General features: G+C 37.8%; 20 protein-coding genes. 16 read left to right on the top strand and 4 right to left on the bottom strand.

Annotation, left to right across the window (positions count from 1 at the left end; genetic code table 11):
• The 5 genes from accC to mug all read left to right on the top strand — a co-directional run bounded on the left by accC (position 1) and on the right by mug (position 5,606).
• A complete protein-coding gene (gene accC, locus ACMX9J_RS03275) occupies positions 1-1,365 on the top strand; it encodes an acetyl-CoA carboxylase biotin carboxylase subunit (RefSeq protein WP_416225416.1) in 1,365 nt (454 codons plus the stop codon).
• Between the two features lie 134 nt (positions 1,366-1,499).
• Positions 1,500-2,264 carry an IclR family transcriptional regulator gene (locus ACMX9J_RS03270; RefSeq protein WP_033579070.1) on the top strand — a complete coding sequence of 255 codons (765 nt, stop codon included), beginning with the start codon at positions 1,500-1,502 and terminating at the stop codon, positions 2,262-2,264.
• A 27-nt stretch (positions 2,265-2,291) separates the two neighbouring features.
• Positions 2,292-3,101, top strand: a complete 810-nt coding sequence (locus ACMX9J_RS03265) for a uroporphyrinogen-III synthase (protein ID WP_033579069.1) — start codon at positions 2,292-2,294, stop codon at positions 3,099-3,101.
• 586 nt (positions 3,102-3,687) lie between these two features.
• On the top strand, positions 3,688-5,025 hold the full coding sequence (locus ACMX9J_RS03260) for a coiled-coil domain-containing protein (RefSeq protein ID WP_416225415.1): 1,338 nt from the start codon (positions 3,688-3,690) through the stop codon (positions 5,023-5,025).
• Positions 5,026-5,093: 68 nt separating this feature from the next.
• The gene (gene mug, locus ACMX9J_RS03255; RefSeq protein ID WP_034266359.1) at positions 5,094-5,606 is read left to right on the top strand and encodes a G/U mismatch-specific DNA glycosylase; all 513 of its coding nucleotides are present in this window, start codon (positions 5,094-5,096) and stop codon (positions 5,604-5,606) included.
• A 20-nt stretch (positions 5,607-5,626) separates the two neighbouring features.
• Here the strand turns inward: mug and ACMX9J_RS03250 are convergent, their stop codons facing one another.
• Positions 5,627-6,736 carry a metallophosphoesterase gene (locus ACMX9J_RS03250; RefSeq protein WP_047750906.1) on the bottom strand — a complete coding sequence of 370 codons (1,110 nt, stop codon included), beginning with the start codon at positions 6,734-6,736 and terminating at the stop codon, positions 5,627-5,629.
• 147 nt (positions 6,737-6,883) lie between these two features.
• Positions 6,884-7,183 carry a hypothetical protein gene (locus ACMX9J_RS03245; RefSeq protein ID WP_013083290.1) on the bottom strand — a complete coding sequence of 100 codons (300 nt, stop codon included), beginning with the start codon at positions 7,181-7,183 and terminating at the stop codon, positions 6,884-6,886.
• Positions 7,184-7,339: 156 nt separating this feature from the next.
• Between ACMX9J_RS03245 and ACMX9J_RS03240 the strand changes: the two genes are divergently transcribed.
• Entirely contained in the window at positions 7,340-7,840 is a 501-nt protein-coding gene (locus ACMX9J_RS03240; RefSeq protein WP_416225414.1) for a metallophosphoesterase family protein, read from the top strand.
• A 35-nt stretch (positions 7,841-7,875) separates the two neighbouring features.
• On the opposite strand, the gene ACMX9J_RS03235 is transcribed toward ACMX9J_RS03240, so the two are convergent.
• A complete protein-coding gene (locus ACMX9J_RS03235) occupies positions 7,876-8,100 on the bottom strand; it encodes a hypothetical protein (RefSeq protein WP_014459961.1) in 225 nt (74 codons plus the stop codon).
• A 149-nt stretch (positions 8,101-8,249) separates the two neighbouring features.
• On the opposite strand from ACMX9J_RS03235, the gene ACMX9J_RS03230 reads away from it, so the two are divergent.
• From ACMX9J_RS03230 to ACMX9J_RS03185, 10 genes are all read left to right on the top strand, one after another.
• Positions 8,250-10,232: a methyl-accepting chemotaxis protein gene (locus ACMX9J_RS03230; RefSeq protein ID WP_416225413.1), complete on the top strand. Its 1,983-nt coding sequence runs from the start codon at positions 8,250-8,252 to the stop codon at positions 10,230-10,232.
• Between the two features lie 79 nt (positions 10,233-10,311).
• Positions 10,312-10,449 (top strand): hypothetical protein, encoded by a 138-nt coding sequence (locus ACMX9J_RS03225; protein ID WP_014459963.1) that lies wholly within the window; start codon positions 10,312-10,314, stop codon positions 10,447-10,449.
• A 198-nt stretch (positions 10,450-10,647) separates the two neighbouring features.
• The gene (locus tag ACMX9J_RS03220; protein ID WP_416225685.1) at positions 10,648-12,084 is read left to right on the top strand and encodes an FAD-binding oxidoreductase; all 1,437 of its coding nucleotides are present in this window, start codon (positions 10,648-10,650) and stop codon (positions 12,082-12,084) included.
• The gene (locus ACMX9J_RS03215) at positions 12,081-12,644 is read left to right on the top strand and encodes an MFS transporter (RefSeq protein ID WP_028413262.1); all 564 of its coding nucleotides are present in this window, start codon (positions 12,081-12,083) and stop codon (positions 12,642-12,644) included. The genes ACMX9J_RS03220 and ACMX9J_RS03215 overlap by 4 nt, the downstream gene beginning before the upstream one ends.
• Before the next feature lie 411 nt (positions 12,645-13,055).
• Entirely contained in the window at positions 13,056-13,247 is a 192-nt protein-coding gene (locus ACMX9J_RS03210; RefSeq protein WP_154991301.1) for a hypothetical protein, read from the top strand.
• Positions 13,248-13,643: 396 nt separating this feature from the next.
• Positions 13,644-13,988 (top strand): DUF2294 domain-containing protein, encoded by a 345-nt coding sequence (locus ACMX9J_RS03205; RefSeq protein WP_048020788.1) that lies wholly within the window; start codon positions 13,644-13,646, stop codon positions 13,986-13,988.
• Between the two features lie 191 nt (positions 13,989-14,179).
• A complete protein-coding gene (locus tag ACMX9J_RS03200; RefSeq protein ID WP_047750911.1) occupies positions 14,180-14,974 on the top strand; it encodes a formate/nitrite transporter family protein in 795 nt (264 codons plus the stop codon).
• A gap of 295 nt (positions 14,975-15,269) precedes the next feature.
• Positions 15,270-15,461 (top strand): hypothetical protein, encoded by a 192-nt coding sequence (locus ACMX9J_RS03195; protein ID WP_165636089.1) that lies wholly within the window; start codon positions 15,270-15,272, stop codon positions 15,459-15,461.
• Between the two features lie 116 nt (positions 15,462-15,577).
• Positions 15,578-17,539: a GTP-binding protein gene (locus ACMX9J_RS03190; RefSeq protein WP_416225412.1), complete on the top strand. Its 1,962-nt coding sequence runs from the start codon at positions 15,578-15,580 to the stop codon at positions 17,537-17,539.
• Positions 17,540-17,651: 112 nt separating this feature from the next.
• On the top strand, positions 17,652-17,963 hold the full coding sequence (locus tag ACMX9J_RS03185) for a hypothetical protein (RefSeq protein WP_416225411.1): 312 nt from the start codon (positions 17,652-17,654) through the stop codon (positions 17,961-17,963).
• 58 nt (positions 17,964-18,021) lie between these two features.
• On the opposite strand, the gene ACMX9J_RS03180 is transcribed toward ACMX9J_RS03185, so the two are convergent.
• Positions 18,022-18,543 (bottom strand): hypothetical protein, encoded by a 522-nt coding sequence (locus tag ACMX9J_RS03180; protein WP_416225410.1) that lies wholly within the window; start codon positions 18,541-18,543, stop codon positions 18,022-18,024.
• Between the last annotated feature and the right edge of the window lie 134 nt (positions 18,544-18,677).

The raw sequence follows: 18,677 nt of genomic DNA, 5'->3' as shown, positions 1-18,677 counted from the left end.
ATGTTCAAAAAAGTGTTAATCGCAAACCGCGGTGAGATTGCAGTTCGTATCATTCGAGCTTGTAAAGAGATGGGAATTGCAACCGTGGCCGTGTATTCAGAAGCAGACAAAGATGCACTTCACGTAAAGCTAGCAGATGAGTCATTTTGTATTGGTAAAACGTCTTCTAAAGAAAGCTACTTAAATATTCGGAATTTGCTTACCGTAGCACAAGTAACCAAGGCAGACGCTGTTCATCCCGGCTACGGATTTTTAGCTGAAAATGCTGATTTTGCTGAGATGTGTGAATCCTGTGATATTACCTTTATTGGTCCAAAAGCGGAAGCCATCCGTAAAATGGGAGCAAAAGCTGTAGCGAGAGAAACAATGAAACAAGCGGGTGTGCCTATTGTACCTGGCACGGAAGGGCTGATTGAAGATAGCAACACCGCTATTCCAGTAGCAAGAGAAATAGGCTATCCAATCATTGTAAAAGCTACAGCGGGCGGCGGCGGAAAAGGAATGCGGCTAGCTCATAGCGAAGAGGAGCTAGAAAAAGCGATTCGTCAAGCTCAGCACGAAGCAGAAACAGCTTTTGGAAACGGCGGAGTATACCTTGAAAAATATTTAGAAGAACCGAAACATATCGAAATTCAAATTATTGCTGATGAAGAAGGTAATGTAGTTCATTTAGGTGAACGAGATTGTTCGATTCAGCGACGTCATCAAAAATTAGTAGAAGAAGCTCCGTCTCCTGCAGTAGATGAAAATCTTCGTGCGAAAATGGGCAAGGCGGCAGTCTCGGCAGCTAAAGCAGTCGATTATACAGGTGTGGGAACGGTGGAGTTTCTGTTAGATAAACACGGACATTTTTACTTTATGGAAATGAACACACGGATTCAAGTTGAACACCCTGTTACAGAACTTGTAACAAACATCGACTTAATTAAAGAACAAATTTCAGTAGCAGCAGGCTACCCGCTATCATTTGCTCAGCGGGATGTTCAGTTAAAGGGATGGGCAATTGAATGTCGAATCAACGCAGAAAATCCGGCTAAAAACTTTATGCCTTCTCCTGGAAAAGTCGAGATGTATTTACCTCCTGGCGGCTACGGCGTTCGTGTAGACAGCGCGGTTTACCCAGGCTATGAAATTTCTCCATTTTATGATTCAATGGTGGCGAAATTAATTGTAACAGGGAAAGACCGAAATGAAGCGATTCAACGAATGAAACGTGCGCTAGAAGAATTTATCATTATAGGTATTCACACAACCATTCCTTTTCATTTAGAATTACTGAATCATCCTTCTTTTAACGAAGGGGATTTTACAACCAAATTTCTAGAAAGTAACCCTATTTCAATTAAAGAACTAGAAACGGTGTAAGAAAGGAAAGTGCTCTTATAAGGGAGTGCTTTCCTTTTTTTCTTCATGTATAATAAAAAGAACATATTATGATTAGCTAGTAAGCTATACGTCTATCAAATACATGTATTCGCACAAATAAGGGAGAAGGTTTTATGCAAGCTAATAATAAAACAGTCGTTAAATCCATGCAGATTCTCACGCTTTTTATCAACCACCCTAAGCTGACCTTCACAGAAATGATGGAATATTCAGGCGTTCCGAAAACTTCTTTACATCGGATGGTTGGTTCGCTTGAAGAGATGGGATTTTTAACAAAAGACGCGCAAGGATACTATTCGCTAGGACTTTTATTCTTGCAATTTGGTCAGCTAGTGGCTAATCGCTTAGATATTAGAAATATCGCAAAGCCCGTAATGGAAACGCTCCGAGACGAAGTAGAAGAAGCGGTTAATCTAATTGTACGAGATGGGGATCAAGCCATGTATATTGAAAAAGTAGATACGCTTCATCCCGTGCGTCTCTATACATCAATTGGAAGGCGTTCACCTCTTTATGCAGGAGCTTGTTCACGCATTATTTTGGCGCATTTACCCGAAAAAGAACAAGAGGCATATATTACTCAAACGGAGCTAACTCCAATAGGTATTGGAACCATTACAGATCAAAAGAAACTAAGAAATGTATTAAAAGAAGCAAAAGAAAAAGGGTATACCATTAGCACCTCTGAATTAGAAAACTTTACAACATCCGTGAGCGCGCCGATTGTAAATCATCAAAATGAAGTGGTTGCAGGCATTAGCGTAGCGGGAATTGAAGCGAGATTTCAAGGAGACAGACTGCCGTTCATTATTCAAAAAGTAACAGAAGCGGCGAGCCTAATTTCTGAAAAACTCGGTTATCAAGGTTCATTAAAGTAGCATACATAGAAAAATGGAGGTAAACCATTGAAACGATTAGAAGGTAAAACAGTCGCACTCGTAGGTCAGCGTAAAGTAGAAGAAATCAGCAAAATTGTTGAAAACCTTGGCGGTACCCCGCTTGTACGACCTGCACAAGGAACCATCTTTTTAGATGACACACACTTAGAAGCAGATATTAAAGAACTGGTAAAAGGAAATTATGATTGGTTTATTTTTACGACAGGCGTCGGGACGGAAATTTTATATAAAACAGCAGATAAGCTAGGACTAGCTGATGAATTCCTTTCTTCTTTACAAGCAGCTAATATTGCTGCACGCGGGTATAAAACCGTAAATATGTTAAAAAAGCTCGGTGTTACTCCAACCGTTCGAGATGATGATGGAAGTACAGCGGGCCTAGTCAGAGCGCTTCATTCGTTTTCTTTTGAAGGAAAGCATGTAGCGCTTCAGCTTCACGGAGATCCTGCACCAAAATTGATTGATTTTCTTTCGAATCAAAAAGCCCAATTTAAAGAGATTTTACCGTATCAGCATATTCCTCCAAAAGCAGAAGTCATGGAACAGCTTATAAACGAATTAACAAGCGGGAAAGTCGATGCTGTTAATTTCACAAGCGCTCCCCAAGCCCGCTTTTTATTTTCGTTTGCAAGAGAACACGGACAAGCTGATCACATTCGAGAACTCTTTGAAAGCTCTGTAGTAGCTGTTGCCGTTGGGAAAGTAACCGCTGCTGCTTTAAAAGAAGAAGGAGTAGATCGTATTGTTATTCCTGACCAAGAAAGAATGGGAAGCGCAATTGTAGCTTTAGAACACTATTATCAGCAGCGTGATTAAAAAAACCTTCTCGCCTCAAGGCGAGAAGGTTTTTTGTATGGCTTCATCCAAGCGTTGTCGAATATTGTTTGAAAATTGCCTATTGTCCTCTTTTTGAACTTCTTCAAACATCGAATAGAAATAAATTCATTGTTATTCCAGAAAATCATTTTCAAATATTGTAAAAATGGTAGATAAAGGGTAAAAATAGACGAATATGTTAAAGAGTTGTTACGTTTCTTTTAGAAATATCTTAAATCTAAACAGCTTAAACAATAATAATTATCTACTTTATAACGCTAAAAGCACTGCTGTTTGAAGCTTGATAGATCTTTCACTGGCATGGGGAAATAAAGGTATATTTTTGCAGGCAAGAAGTGAATGTATACACAAGCGTTAAATGTTACATTACTGAAATATAATTGTAATATTGTTATTCTTTTTTTGAACGTTTATCGTGGTATAATTTTCGTAGATTTTCATTAGCATATTTAGCTATTTATCGACAAATACAGTGAACTTTACATAAATTGTCAGACTTTTATACATATTGATACATAATTAGAAATTACTAGTTTAACAGAGCGAGAAAGCGGAGGAATTCATATTGAAAAAGAAAATGCTTTTACTTAACACAACGGTTTTATTAGGCCTAGGAGGAGTTTTATCAACTCCAGCGTATGCCTCTACCATTCAGGATATGGAATCACAAAAATCTCAAATTCAAAATCAACGCCAAGATGTGCAATCTAACATCAAAGCAGCTTCTGATGAATTAACACGCCTTCAAGCAGAACAAGATCAAATGAAAGCACAGCTTGAGCGATTAACATTAGCAGAAGAAGAAAATAATAAAAAAGCCCAAAAAACAGAAGCGGATATTAAAGAAACGTCTAAACAAGTAGACCAGCTTGAAAAAGAAATTAAGCTGCTTCAAGAAAAACTTGAAAAGCGAAATGATATTTTAAAAGATCGTGCACGTTCCATGCAAGAAAGCGGCGGTAACGTAGAGTATTTACAAGTTTTACTCGGTTCTTCAAGTTTTGGTGATTTTGTAGACCGCGCGCTAGCTGTTTCGACTATTGTAGATGCAGACCGCGGTATTTTAAAAGAAACTAAAAATATGCAAGACGAACTAAAAACAAAACAAGCAGATGTTAAATCTAAGCTTGCTAGCTTAGAAGATATGAAGGCAGAACTGGATGAAATGACTGTCCAGCTAGCAGCTCAAAAGAAACAAAAAGATGCGTTGGCAAAAGAACTAAAAGATAAAGAAGCAAAAAATGAAGAACTAAAAGCTTCTCTACAATCAAAAGACAGCTCTCTTGCGAATGAACAGTCTACGCTTGAACAAAATATTAAAGATCAAAAAGCGGCGGAAGAAGCAGCAAGAAAAGCAGCTGAACAAGCAGCTAAAGAGGCAGCTAAGAAAGCAGCCGAACAAGCTCAAAAAGCAGCGGCGGCACCAGTTGAAAAAGCTGATTCGCCTTCTCCTAAAGCAGCACCAAAAGCAAGCAGCAATGATGTTGCACCTACAAGCGCTCCGGCTCCAAAAGCTAGCAATGTTGTAACGGTAGGAAACCGCTGGATTGGAAACTCTGCTTACGTATTTGGCGGAGGACGCAGCCAGTCTGATATTAACCACGGTTTATTTGACTGCTCGTCATTTGTACACTGGGCATATTCTCAAGTTGGTGTTAACCTTGGGCCTCTTGGATCTGTAAGTACAGAAACGTTAAAGCATGCTGGAACGCAAGTGTCTTCTAGTCAAATGCAGCCTGGAGATCTTGTTTTCTTCGATACATATAAAAAAGACGGACACGTTGGTATTTATGTAGGCGGCGGCAAGTTCATCGGTGCTCAAAGCTCAACAGGTGTTGCAATTGCAAACATGAGCAGCGGCTACTGGAAACAAAAATTCAACGGACGCGTAGTTCGTATTTAATAGGGTATAGTAAAAAGAAAGCATCCAATTTGGATGTTTTCTTTTTACATTGTAAGGAGCGTATGACTATGAACTCTATTTTTGATCATATACAGCCCAACTTAGATATTTTATTTGTCGGTTTTAACCCAAGCATCCGTTCCGGTGAAACGGGTCATCATTTTGCTAATCCAACCAATCGTTTCTGGACGATTCTTCATAAAGCAGGTTTAACAGATCGTAAATACCATCCCGAGGAAGATCACTCGCTGTTACAGCTAGGATACGGTTTAACAAATATTGTGGAGCGTCCTACAAAGGCAGCTGATGAGATTACAAAAGAAGAATATGCAGAAGGCAGAGAAATCCTAAAGAAAAAAATCGCTACATACACGCCTAAAATCGTTTGTTTTGTTGGAAAAGGTGTCTATCAGCAGTACAGCGGACGCAAGCAAGTGAGGTGGGGCAAACAAGAAGAATCGATGGTATCAGGAATAATGGATTTTGTTGCCCCGTCTTCAAGCGGGCTCGTTCGGATGAAAATAGATGAAGTAGTGGCTATTTACGCAGAACTTCCGAAGTTGCTGCGTACATTAAAATAGAGAAAGCCTTAGGGCTTTCTCTATTTTGCAAATGAAATATCAATTTGAATAATTTCTGACCGGCTTCCGATTCGAAGAGGAGGACCCCAAAAGCCAAATCCTGAAGAGACAATGGTATGCAGCTGATTTGTTTGTTTGTAGCCCCAATCAATTTCAAATAACCGCTTTGTGATCAAATGATTAGGTGCCATTTGTCCTCTGTGAGTATGACCGCATAGAAGTAAATCTACGCCTGCTTGTTCCGCTTCTTTTAAAGAAAGCGGCTGATGATCCATCGCAATGACTGGAAGAGAACGATCCGTTTCACTCGCTAAATCGAAAAAGCTGTCTCGATTTTTATCCGTCTTGTCTTTTCTTCCTATTAAATACAAGCTATCACCTATGTTTACCACTTCATCCATTAAAATAGGAATGTTTATTTCTTTCATTCTTTCCACAAACTGAGGGATCTTCCCGCCGTAATACTCATGGTTTCCCAAAATTCCATATGTGCCTAAAGGCGCTTTGAGCTGCTTCATCATATAATCCATTTCTTTTTTAAAGAATACGTGGGGATCATCGTCAATAATATCTCCAGGAAGTAAAATAAGATCTGGCTGTATCTTTTGTACATGAGTGATTAGCCGCTGTAAATGTTTTTTGCCGGACAATGTGCCAAAGTGCATATCAGATGCTACGGCAATGCGAAGGCTTTTCCGATTCGTCTTTTTAGGAAGCGAAATTGTATATTTTCTTACTATAGGACTGTAAGCATTATACGTACCGTAAGCAAAAATGAATAAAAAAGCAGCAATCATGAAAAGTCCGATTGAATCGATAGCTGTAGAAAGCGAAGCGCCTAGAAAAGTGAGAATATATACGGCTAGATTACTTATAGGAAGCAAAAGAACTGAATATTGAATAAATCCTAACCAATACGATCCTACAACCTTAAACATGCTCACTTGTTGAAACGCGCGACTGATGATAAAGGAATAAGCAAAAAACACAACGATCACCGTAAGAATCCATTTGTTTTCCACTTCAAACATTGTGTGAAGCCACACCCAAGCGTTCCATCCGATGTACAGAACGAATAAATTATATAAAATAACAACTAAAATAGACCTTACTAACACACTTACTTTCATACGCTAACCTCTTTTCTTTCATCCGTAATTCCACTATAGCTCATTTTTATTGCTTCAACAAAATTTTATCTCTTCTTTCATCAATAAAATTTTTGCCTGTTGCACAAACGAAAAAACACACCTATGAAACAAGGTGTGTTTTTTGTATTAATGATGGTGATGCGCGTGGTGAAGGCTGCTAATCACAAATTCAGGCTCTGGAACGTGGAAATATTGAATCCATACGCCTTCTAAAAATTTCTCGCGTTTATCTAAAACGATATCGATATCTTTATCTGTTTTTACGATTTCATCATGTTCAGTCGGCGTATCGAATTTCCAATCATAATGCGCATGATCACCGTGGTCGATAGTTACATATACACGGATCATTTTTCCTTGACCTTCTGGGCTAGCCAAGGCATTTTTTAATACTTTTGCTGCGTTTCGATTAATTTTTACTTCCATTTCGAAAACTCCATTCTGTAACTTAGTATGTAAAGTATTTTCGCAAACTTAAACGAAAAAGAGAAATTTTTTGCCTGACGCTCCGTATAGAGTTGCTTCATTCCAACGTAATACGCTACACTACACCATATTGAATGAAAAAGGAGCGTATCATAAATGAAGATCGTTATTTTAGGTGACACTCATATTCCCAAAAGAGCGAAACATTTTCCAAAAAGACTCCTAGGTGAACTGAAAACAGCTGATGCGATTATTCATACCGGAGATTTTCAAACGATAGATGTCTACCATGAACTGCGCGTTTTTGCTCCTGTACACGGTGTGATTGGAAATGTAGACAGTGAAGAGCTTCAGCAAGTACTTCCAACTTCATTACTTCTTCCGTTTGATGATGTTACGATTGGCGTAGTCCACGGTCATGGCAAAGGAAAAACGACTGAAAAACGTGCACTTTTGGCATTTGAACATCAACAAGTCGATGCAGTAATTTTTGGTCATTCTCATATTCCTGTTCATAAACAAATTGGTGATATTACATTGTTTAATCCAGGTTCCGCTACTGACAAGCGGCGTCAAAAGCAATTTTCGTTTGGACTGCTGTACATACAAAAAGACACGCTGCACTTTGAACATGTTTTTTATGATTCTAAAGACTAAAACAAGAGGGGACTCTTGTTTTAGCACTTTTACGTTTACGTTGTGTGGTCTAAATGAGCGATATATTCGTGAAGCTTATTTTCTTCATAGTCGTTTAAGTCATGCATCGGAATAACCTGCTGAGTTTGAGGATCCGTTCCTCTTACTTCCGCAATTTTTACTCCTTCTTTATAGATATTAAAAATATCTTTTTCTTCTCCGCGCTGAACCTTTTCTGTTTCAAACATTGAAAAAGACTTGCTGTTTTTACTTTCTTCCATTAAAATCACCTACTTTTTTTATCGTACTCTTATCTTTTCACTCCCATTGTTAATTATGTATACACTCGATGACTAAAGGAATATGAAGTCTTGCCGATAGAAAGGAAGTGCACGATCACTTTTAACTACAGAGAGAGAGGCTACATAGCATGGAGAGAGTAAGAAAAAAAAGGTCCATTAATAACTTTAAGACAAAGCTGGGGCTAGCATTTGCAGCGATCTTATTAGTGCCATCTGTTACGATAGGTGTATCAGCTTACATAACAGCGAAACATGAAATTGACAACCAAATTATTAACACAGCACAGCAAAATGTACAGTCCATTAATTCGGTGATTGACGATACCATTGGACCAAAAATTCATGATGTAGAGTTTTTTGCATCAGTGGTAAACAACGAGCGCTACAATGAAAAAGATATGGCTACTTTAAGCAAAAATTTTAACTTATATGCTTCGCTTCATCCAGAAGCCGTCAGCATTTTTACAGGAAATCAGCAGGGGAAGTTTATTCAAACGCCTAAAAAAGTGACACAAGCAGGCTATGATCCCAGAAAACGAGATTGGTACAAGCTAGCCATGCAAAACAAAGGGAAAACAGTTGTCACTGAACCCTATCCCTCAGCCTCTACAGGTCAAACCGTTATTACTGTAGCAAAAACAACGGCGGATGGCACAGGGGTTATTGCTTTAAATTTAGATATAAGCCGCATCAATAAAGCTGTCAGCAAAGTGAAAATCGGAGAAAAAGGATATCCATTTCTTTTAGATGGAGAAAGAAAATATATTGTTCACCCTACGGAAAAAGCAGGTACAAAAGCAACAGATTCTCTTTTTGACAAGCTTTATGCAAAGAGATCCGGATTCTTTGAATATACCTTTAACGGTGATGAAAAAAAGATGGTCTTTACGACAAATAAAACAACGAACTGGAAAGTTGCAGGCACTATGTATTCATCAGAAGTGAGTGAAGCAGCACATCCTATTTTTTACAAAACACTATTTATTATTGTAGTTTGTCTGATAATCGGGAGTCTTACCATTTTTGTGGTGTTACAATCGATTATTAAACCGCTCAAACAGCTTAAGAATCAGGCTCTAAGCGTTAGTGAAGGAGATTTGACAACAGCGATTACCGTCAATTCAAAGGATGAAATCGGTGAGTTAGGGTATGCTTTTAGTCAGATGCAAAACAACCTTCGTACATTAATTCAAAATGTTGAAATGAGTGCAGAACAAGTGGCTGCTTCTTCAGAAGAGCTAACGGCCAGTTCACAGCAAACGAGCGCTGCGACTGAACAAGTATCGGTTGCGATACAAGAAGTGGCTTCCAGTGCAGAAAAACAAACGGCTGTTATTGACCAAAATGCAGCTTCTTTAGATGAGATTGTCCAAGGAGTTTCTACCATTGCCAAGCGTACAGAAATTGTTTCTCAGCTATCAAATCACACAACGTCTGAAGCTGTAGAAGGCGGAAAAGCCGTGAGAGAAACGGTCGAACAAATGGAATCCATTTCTCAATCTGTCGAGCTGTCTAATACAACAATTCGTACTTTGTTTCAACGTTCAAAAGAAGTTGGAACTATTTTAGAAGTAATCAGCGGCATTGCTGCTCAAACAAATTTACTAGCCTTAAATGCTGCAATCGAAGCGGCACGAGCTGGAGAACATGGAAAAGGGTTTTCCGTTGTAGCAGCGGAAGTAAGAAAGCTGGCAGAACAATCACAAGTGTCCGCTTCTCAAATTTCTGAGCTTATTCAAGCTATTCAACAAGATACTCAGGAATCTGTACATACAATGGAGCAAGTTACAAACAAAGTTGAAGAAGGACGAACAATATCACAAACGGCTATTCAAAAATTCGAACAAATTTTAAGCAGCATGAATGAAACGACTCCGCAAGTAGAAGAAGTGGCTGCGACTGCTCAGCAAATTTCAGCAGCGGTTGAAGAAGTGGCTCGTACAGCAGGTGAAATGGCAATCCTTGCTAAAGGAAATGCAGCTACATCTGAAGAAGTGGCTGCATCAACTGAAGAACAGCTGGCTTCAATGGAGGAAATTGCTGTTTCCGCACAATCTCTGTCTCAAATGGCAGAACAATTGACAGCACTCATTAGCAAATTTAATTTGTAAACTTTCGTCAAATCGTCATAGACCTCTTTTATATTGGAAAAAGTAGAACATACACACACGAAAGAGGTGAAAGTATCTGATGGAGCAAACAAAAATGACCTTTGAGCCAGCTTCAATTAACGATGATATGCATGCGAAGCTTAAACAACTAGAAGAGCAGTTTCAACAAACGTTGGGAAAAAGAGTAGCCTTAGTTGCATACGAAGCTGAAAAATAAAAAAACAAAAAAAGAAAAGACCTAGTGTCTTTTCTTTTTTTGTTTCAATAAGGTTAACATACATTAAATTACAAGCTTTTTTCATATACTTTCTCAAAATAAGTTATAATATAGTGTAAAAATACACTATATTAGTGTTATTTCACTTTTTGTATGGTATAATTTCACAGAAATAAAGAAAGGAGCTTACAGTTTGTGATGAAGAAAAACCTGTTGTTAGGATCTTTTTTATCTTTTTATCTAGTAGGTTCGTATACCTCATATCATATTTATAAACAGCAGCAAAGCCGTCCTGTAACGGAGGATGTTGCGCAGCTTCTTCCTACAAAAGTCAAAGAAATAAAGCATGGAACCACTGAAAAACAGCTGATAAATTGGGTGAAAACCGCTTCACAGCATCATGAAAAAATAGCAATTTCAGGCATGCAGCACAGCCAAGGAGGACAGACATACTATCCTAATGCTATTTTACTTGATATGAAGCAGTACAATAAAATTATAGATTACAAGCCCCGTCAAAAAGAAATTACGGTTCAAAGCGGGACAACGTGGAATGATATTCAGCAATATATACATAAAGACGGTCTTGCTCTTAAAGTTATGCAATCACAAAATATTTTTGCCGTTGGAGGTTCTATTAGCGTGAACGTACACGGCAGAGATATTCGATACGGTTCTTTAATGGATACGGTCAAATCTATGCGTCTCCTGCAGGCGGACGGATCTATTATCGAAATTAGCCGGACGAAACACCCCCAGCTGTTTTCTTTAGTAAACGGAGGCTACGGGTTATTTGGGGTCATTTTAGATGTGACGCTTCGTTTGACGGACGATGAATGGTACGAAGATGAAATTATTCGCTTAGATTATAGGCAGTATACAGCGTATTTTAAAAACTACGTACAGCAGAACCCTGACGTTCGTATGCATATGGCGCGTATTTCTGTTTCTCCTAATCAATTGCTAACAGATATGTACGTCACAAACTACCGTTTATCTTCTCAAAATACTTCTACTGCAAACGAACCGCTCAAGACAGAAAAAATAGTGGCACTTCCTAAATTTATGCTAGGGCTGTCTCGGTATAGCGACTGGGGCAAAGATATGCTGTGGGAAACACAAAAGGCTTATTTCTTAAAACAAAATGGACGGCTTGAAACAAGAAATAATGTTATGCGTTCTGAAAGTGATTTTATGGAATACGAAAGTGCTAGCCGGACGGAAATTTTGCAAGAATACTTTGTTCCAGTTGATGAATTCGCTTCTTACATCGATGATTTACGTCAAGTGTTATCAACTGAGGAATTAAATTTATTGAACATTACCGTTCGCTATGTAGAGAAAGATAATAAAGCCGTCATGTCTTATGCAAAAGACGATATGTTTGCTCTTGTTTTACTTATTAACCAGAAAAGAGACAATCAAGGCATCTCTGATACACAAAGAGTTGTCCGAAAAATGGTGGATGTGACGCTGCAGCATCAGGGAAGCTATTACTTGCCTTACTACGGCTACCCAAGCAAGAAGCAGTTAGAAGAGGCTTACCCTCATACAACCGCCTTTTTTAATTTGAAAAGAAAATATGACCGGAACGAAACGTTCGTTAATTTATTTTATAAGGAGTATGGAAAATGACGTACAAACAACTCTTACATTCACAAAGCCTGATGATTACCGCAAGCAGTATTGTGTTTCCTTTTTACCTTTTACTGCTTCGAAATCTTGGCGATAGCTATTCACAATTTGGCTTAGCTTACGGAATTTTTGCTTTAACCGCAGCTTTGAGTCATCCGTTGATCGGTTCATGGAGTGACAGAGTAGGAGAAAAGCGCTTGCTTCTTTTATATACGTTTGGGATGGCCGTTGTTATGATTGTGATTCCCGTTTTAACAACGATCACGCAGGTGTATATCATTCAAATTATAATGGGTCTGCTTGGAGCTCTTCAAAAAACAGCAGAAAAAATAGCGTTATCTAGGCAGACAGATCGTGCTCACACAGGAAAACAAGTAGGACACTATCATTTATGGACCTCTATATGGGCAGCCTTGGCCGTTATTGCAACAGGGTATATCATTGATTTTCTGACAATCGGAAGCCTTTTTTACATCACTTCGTTTATGTACGTAGCGGCAGGGGTATTAATATGGCAAAAACCAAAAACAATCGAGCTTGAACACCACCATTCGCTGTAAAAGCATATATGGACAGGTCACCTGAATTTTTTAGTTCGTACAGTAAGATACTATAAAAAATTTATGTTCTCCCGATATAAGTACTGAAAGGAGAAACGTTTATGCAAGGTATAAGTATATCAGGGCAAGATGCATGGTCTTCTATTATAGTATCGTTCGCTATTTTCATCATTATATGGGGTCTGATTCCAGGCTTAACTATAAAGTATGTATGTAAAAGTCAAACACTAGGTATAGCAAGTTTTTTTATTGGTATTGTCTATGGAGTTAAAGCGGGTCATTTTCTTATTTAAATACGGTTTAGGTTAAATAAGGAAGCTTGGACCACTATTAGCTAAGTCGGAGTCCCTTTTGTTTCCTGTTATTTTTTTAGAGCAATTCTCCATAATAACAGTTAAAGAGGTGAATCCGATGACAGATAACAATGTTGGGGTTGGAGTTAGCGGAAGCGAAGAGACTAGAAAAAAATCTACCGTTTCTAGTAAAACTCCTATATCTAATGATGTACAACAAAATCAAAAACAAGATAACTACGAAAAGCTTAGCTATCAACTAAATTCATTATCTGATGATGAATTTAGAGCAGATCGTGATGAAGATTAAGGGCTACCTATCAAAAAAGAATATTTAAATTAAATAAAGTATTATGAAAGTAAACTAAGTGGATTCCATGACTTTAACGTGATAGCATTAAGTACTGGTACAAACATACCACTTGACTATTTTGACATGCTATCTTGTCAAAGTTCTTAGTTATTTCTTTGATAACTGAGAATTCATTTGTAACCTTTAAGTAGAGATATAAAGGTAATCCTTCACTTTAATAAGTGAAGGATTTTTTTTCATTCCGTAAAAGTTTTGCAATTGTTTGGATTAATAAGAATAAAACAGATACATTGTATACAATGTAAACGTCGTCATGTATAATGTAACTTATTCTTAGTTGAAAACTTGAATGAGAAGGACAGACATACTCGAGATAAGCGGAGGCATACACCGGTGTCTAAAAAAATACATGATTTTAATGATATTATCCGAAAGCTGCGCAAAAAACTTTTTGGAAAAGGTCCAGAACGAATTCATACTGTATTCGTTCAAAACATGGCTATTTCAACTTTGTACGGCAACTTAACGCCAGCTGAACAATTTATCGCGAGAACAACCGAAGGTAAAGAGACGGTACATATGGCAAGAACGAAGCTTATTCAAAACCTTTATGCTTCATCTCCTCCAGAAGGACTTGAAGACTTGTTAGGAGCTAAGCTGAACTATTTATTTTCCGATATCAAAGTGGAAGAAGATATCGCCGTTTCCGTATTTGTGTTTGAAACCAATATTCAGTAGAAGAACAACGCAAAATACATAGTTTAATTAAATGAAAGAGAAGTAGGATCTGCTTGTTTTTTATTTAGTTTTATTATAAATAATGATGACTGATATACTGTAAAGAAAGTGCAGGATTATTAGGCAGCATTCAAAAACCTTGTGTAAAAGGTGTTTTTGAGTGCTGCCTTTTTTAATTAAGGAGGAGTTTTATGGCATTTCACAAGCCGGATAAAATGTTAAACATCGCTTTAGAAGCGGGGGTTTCAAAGACGAAGTTATCCCTTTCTTCTATTCTTATGCTTGGGTTTCTAGGAGGCGCATTTATTGCGCTTGGTTTTTTACTAGATGTGCGCGTCATTGGTAATTTACCAGCTGAATGGGGAAGTTTATCAAATCTTTTAGGAGGGGCCGTCTTTCCTGTAGGTCTTATGCTGGTAGTACTTGGCGGAGCAGAGCTCATTACGGGGAATATGATGTCTGTCTCCATTGCCCTGTATGCAAAAAAAATTCCGCTTCGCCACTTGCTTCATAACTGGTTTTGGGTCACGCTTGCAAACTTTTTAGGAGCCGTATTTATTGCGTATTTCTTTGGACATATTGTCGGTTTAACAGAAACGGGGCCTTTTTTAGATAAAACGGTAGCAATTGCTCAAGCTAAAATTGACGACTCATTTTTAAAAACGCTTATTTCTGCCGTGGGCTGCAACTGGCTTGTATGTTTAGCTATTTGGCTTTCATACGGCGCTGACGACGTTACGGGGAAAATTCTTGGTATTTGGTTTCCGATTATGGCATTTGTTGCGATTGGCTTTCAGCACGTTGTAGCCAATATGTTTATTATTCCCGCCGCTATTTTTGCAGGTCATTTTACATGGATTGATTTTATGACAAATATTATCCCTACCTTTATTGGAAATATGATAGGTGGAGCTGTATTTGTAGGCCTTATTTATTTTTCTTCTTATCAACAGAAACAAAAAGAACGATTAAAAAAAGCTTCTTAATCAGGATTTATCAGTTGTCATTAAAAAAGCAGTCTCTTAGTAAAGAGGCTGCTTTTTTGATAGTGAAAGGTGAAAAAATGTACTTTTAACAATTTATGTATGATAACATATAAATCGATTAGAATATGGTACCATGAGCGTTTGAATCCACACTATTATTTTCATAATAATATTATGGTTAACTAGATGTTGATTAATACATTCGCAATTGAATATCTAGTACTACTTACTGTTTTATATGATTCATATGCAAATCATATTTAATAACTTACTAACGATAACGGAGAGTGAAAAAATGAAGTTCATGCTTGCTGTTTTATTGATTATACTTGGTAGTATTTTAGTTGGTTTGACTAGTAACAGTCTAGGCGCAACAGGTAATAACATCATGCATTTAGCTGGAATTGGATGCCTTATAGCAGCTATTTTTATAGCAAAAGGCAAAAAAGATATCAAACACCGTACAAAAAAGGAATGCGATGTTTAATCACGCATTCTTTTTTGATGTAAGCAGCTCTGGGCCTTTGTCGTCCACTTTTTCTTACGATTATTATAAAATAGAGAATAACAGCTATACATACAGCAGTAAGGTGGTATTTAACAATGAAACAATCTAACAAAACAATCGGTATTGCAGCGCATGTGGATGCAGGGAAGACTACGTTTTCCGAGCAGCTTCTTTACCACACAAAAAGTATTAAACAGCGAGGAAGAGTTGACCACAAAGACTCGTTTCTTGATACTCATACGATTGAGAAAGAACGAGGCATTACGGTATTTGCTGACCAAGGAACTTTTTCATATAACGGTTCTACTTATTATTTAATTGATACGCCTGGCCACGTCGATTTTTCACCTGAAATGGAACGTTCTATTCAAGTGATGGACTATGCGATTGTTATCTTAAGCGCAGTCGAGGGAGTGGAAGGGCATACAGAAACGGTTTGGCAGCTGCTTCAAAAACATCGTGTGCCCGTATTCTTTTTCATCAATAAAATCGATCGTGTAGGAGCAGATCCTGAACGTGTTATAAATGATATTAAACATAACTTAACCCCTGATGTTTTTGACATAACTTCAGAGCTTGTAGACGGCTCGTTAAGTGAGGAACTTATTGAATTTACAGCTGAAAAAGATGAAGAGCTTTTAGATGCATTTATGGAAGGCAAGAATGATCAAGCTTATTGGAAAGCGGCTATGCAAAAGCTTATTCAAGCCAATCAGATTTTCCCGTGTGCTTGTGGCTCAGCTTTGCAAGACATCGGTATTGAAAGTTTTTTAGAAAAGCTCGATTTGCTAACAGAAACTCACTACTCGCAGGAAGAAGCATTTTCAGGGCGTGTATATAAAATTCGGCACGATGAAAACGGCATGCGCATCACGTTTATCAAAGCTCTAAGCGGGACACTGCAAGTGCGTGATGAAGTGGCTTATGAAAAAAACGGAGAGCTATACGAAGAAAAAATCACTCAAATTCGTGCTTATAACGGAAGCACATTCAAAAACGTAAATGAAGGTTCAGCCGGCGAACTTTTTGCAGTTACAGGATTGACTTCAGCATCCGTTGGAGACGGTCTTGGAACGTTAAAAGAAAGCCGCTCCTACGAACTTTTGCCTACGTTAAAATCAAAAGTTGTTTTTGAGCCTTCTGTTCATCCAAAAGAAGGAGTTAAACTTTTTCAACTATTAGATGCCGAAGATCCTTCTTTACATGTGACGTGGGAAGAAAGGACTCAAGAGCTTCATATTCATGTGATGGGAGCCATTCAGCTTGAAGTTCTCGAAAAACTGATAAAAGAACGTTTTAATATAAACGTACAGTTTGAAGAACCAGAAATTTTGTACAAAGAATCCATTGAAAATACAGTGATGGGCTACGGGCATTTTGAACCGTTGAAACACTATGCAGAAGTTCACTTGAGAATAGAAGAAGCGGAACGAAACAGCGGAATTACCTTTGAAAATGCTTGTCACGCCGATGATTTATCCGTTGGGTATCAAAATCTGGTCCGTCAGCATATATTTGAAAAGCCGCATCACGGTTTGCTAACGGGATCGCCTATTACTGATCTAAAAGTGACATTGTGTACCGGACGAGCTCACAACAAGCATACAAGCGGTGGAGATTTTAGAGAAGCAACGTACCGAGCATTACGACAAGGGTTAGAAAAAGCCAAAAATATTGTGCTAGAACCGTATTATGACTTTAAAATTAAAGTGGATATTGATCAAATGGGGAGGGTACTAGCTGATGTTCAAAGCTCACACGGCCGCTTTGATTCTCCTGTAACAACCGAAAACAAAGCGATTATTACAGGAAAAGTTCCTGTGGCTACTTTTATGAACTACGGTTCGACGCTAGCATCTTTTACGCACGGAAAAGGAGCGATGTCTCTATTATTCGGAGGGTATGAACGTTGTCATAATGAAGAAGAAGTTATTGAACGAATCTGCTACAATAAAGAGGCAGATCCGGAATACAGCTCATCCTCTGTCTTTTGCGCCAAAGGACAGGGATATACGGTTCCTTGGAAAGAAGCAGAAGAAAAAATGCACTGTTTATAAAAAAGCACTGTAGCAATTGCTACAGTGCTTTTTCTCCATACCTTACCTTTACAATAAAAACCACATTATAGTATAGTTTACTTATATTTCTAAAAAATGAGGTGATAGAAACGTGGATGCTATTGTTAAAACAACTAAAAGCGGGATAATAGGTGGGGTTCTTGGAGGAATTTCACTTTTATATGTTATTATTAACACTTTATTGATCCTTAACTTTTTTACAGGACTTATTGCGGCTGAAAAGCTTCAAGGGCTGCCTATTATCGCACCTATCTTTTTAGTTCCGCTCATGGTTGTTCCTGCAATTATTGGTTTCTTTATAAAAAAAGACAAGCTCTGTCTATGGGCGATTATTTTAAATATCATCTTGTTTCTTGTACCAATTGGCTACCATGTCATCGGTACGTTAGTATTCGGTCCTTAATCAAAAAACGAACAAACTTCAATATAAAGTTTGTTCGTTTTTTGATATCACATAACCACTATTGAGCCGTAGCAGTAGCTGTACTGCTATTTTCGTCTTTCACCATCATCCTTACACCTTGTACAACCGCAATTCCTTCCCACTTATCAAGATCAGGTTCGAGAAATTCTAAAGCAAACGTGTGTGGACGTAATGACAAAAACGAAGAAAGTGTGCGGACTTGAATGACAGGAACGCCGGAACGCAAAACGTCAAATTTACGATTTGTTATATTCCCCGTAATTTCATATGTATCGCCGTCGTTTCTAATATAAAGATACTTCTTTTTAAAAAAAGTGAATTTCCGTTGAATCATTCCAACTTCATTTCCGTGGTGATTTGAAATAATCATCTTTGGCATAAGGGCAAACATTTTAGATTTACCTGTAAACACGATCTCTTCGTTTTTTAAAATCTCAAATTTATTAGCAATAGATAACTTATATGCGACATTTCCAACAATGTCTTGTGATTCATTATAGATAGGAGATTCACCTAATTCGAAAAACTTGTCTTGCAAAATAATTCCTTGTTTCTCCATCTAAAAACCTCCTTTAGAATATATTACCATATCTTACACCTTTTGAGTTTGATAAGACTATTTTCATGGGTATTATTAAATAAAGTTCGTCCTTACGTGCTGCGAATAATGAAAAGAATGAAAATAGGTTTCAA

The sequence above is a fragment of the Priestia sp. RMT2NF4 genome (assembly GCF_047872835.1).
GTDB classification, from domain to species: domain Bacteria; phylum Bacillota; class Bacilli; order Bacillales; family Bacillaceae_H; genus Priestia; species Priestia zanthoxyli.
Note: the sequence above shows the minus strand (reverse complement) of the source record. Positions and strands in the feature narration are given on the sequence as shown.

Excerpts from the sequence above, each read along its gene's own strand:
- ACMX9J_RS03245 (WP_013083290.1), bottom strand. The coding sequence starts at position 7,183 with ATGGAAGTAAAAATTAATCGAAACGCAGCAAAAGTATTAAAAAATGCC.
- ACMX9J_RS03180 (WP_416225410.1), bottom strand. The coding sequence starts at position 18,543 with ATGGAGAAACAAGGAATTATTTTGCAAGACAAGTTTTTCGAATTAGGT.
- mug (WP_034266359.1), top strand. The coding sequence starts at position 5,094 with ATGAACTCTATTTTTGATCATATACAGCCCAACTTAGATATTTTATTT.
- ACMX9J_RS03195 (WP_165636089.1), top strand. The coding sequence starts at position 15,270 with ATGAAGTTCATGCTTGCTGTTTTATTGATTATACTTGGTAGTATTTTA.
- accC (WP_416225416.1), top strand. The coding sequence starts at position 1 with ATGTTCAAAAAAGTGTTAATCGCAAACCGCGGTGAGATTGCAGTTCGT.
- ACMX9J_RS03250 (WP_047750906.1), bottom strand. The coding sequence starts at position 6,736 with ATGAAAGTAAGTGTGTTAGTAAGGTCTATTTTAGTTGTTATTTTATAT.
- ACMX9J_RS03225 (WP_014459963.1), top strand. The coding sequence starts at position 10,312 with ATGGAGCAAACAAAAATGACCTTTGAGCCAGCTTCAATTAACGATGAT.
- ACMX9J_RS03235 (WP_014459961.1), bottom strand. The coding sequence starts at position 8,100 with ATGGAAGAAAGTAAAAACAGCAAGTCTTTTTCAATGTTTGAAACAGAA.
- ACMX9J_RS03200 (WP_047750911.1), top strand. The coding sequence starts at position 14,180 with ATGGCATTTCACAAGCCGGATAAAATGTTAAACATCGCTTTAGAAGCG.
- ACMX9J_RS03210 (WP_154991301.1), top strand. The coding sequence starts at position 13,056 with ATGACAGATAACAATGTTGGGGTTGGAGTTAGCGGAAGCGAAGAGACT.
- ACMX9J_RS03240 (WP_416225414.1), top strand. The coding sequence starts at position 7,340 with ATGAAGATCGTTATTTTAGGTGACACTCATATTCCCAAAAGAGCGAAA.
- ACMX9J_RS03270 (WP_033579070.1), top strand. The coding sequence starts at position 1,500 with ATGCAAGCTAATAATAAAACAGTCGTTAAATCCATGCAGATTCTCACG.
- ACMX9J_RS03230 (WP_416225413.1), top strand. The coding sequence starts at position 8,250 with ATGGAGAGAGTAAGAAAAAAAAGGTCCATTAATAACTTTAAGACAAAG.
- ACMX9J_RS03190 (WP_416225412.1), top strand. The coding sequence starts at position 15,578 with ATGAAACAATCTAACAAAACAATCGGTATTGCAGCGCATGTGGATGCA.
- ACMX9J_RS03215 (WP_028413262.1), top strand. The coding sequence starts at position 12,081 with ATGACGTACAAACAACTCTTACATTCACAAAGCCTGATGATTACCGCA.
- ACMX9J_RS03220 (WP_416225685.1), top strand. The coding sequence starts at position 10,648 with ATGAAGAAAAACCTGTTGTTAGGATCTTTTTTATCTTTTTATCTAGTA.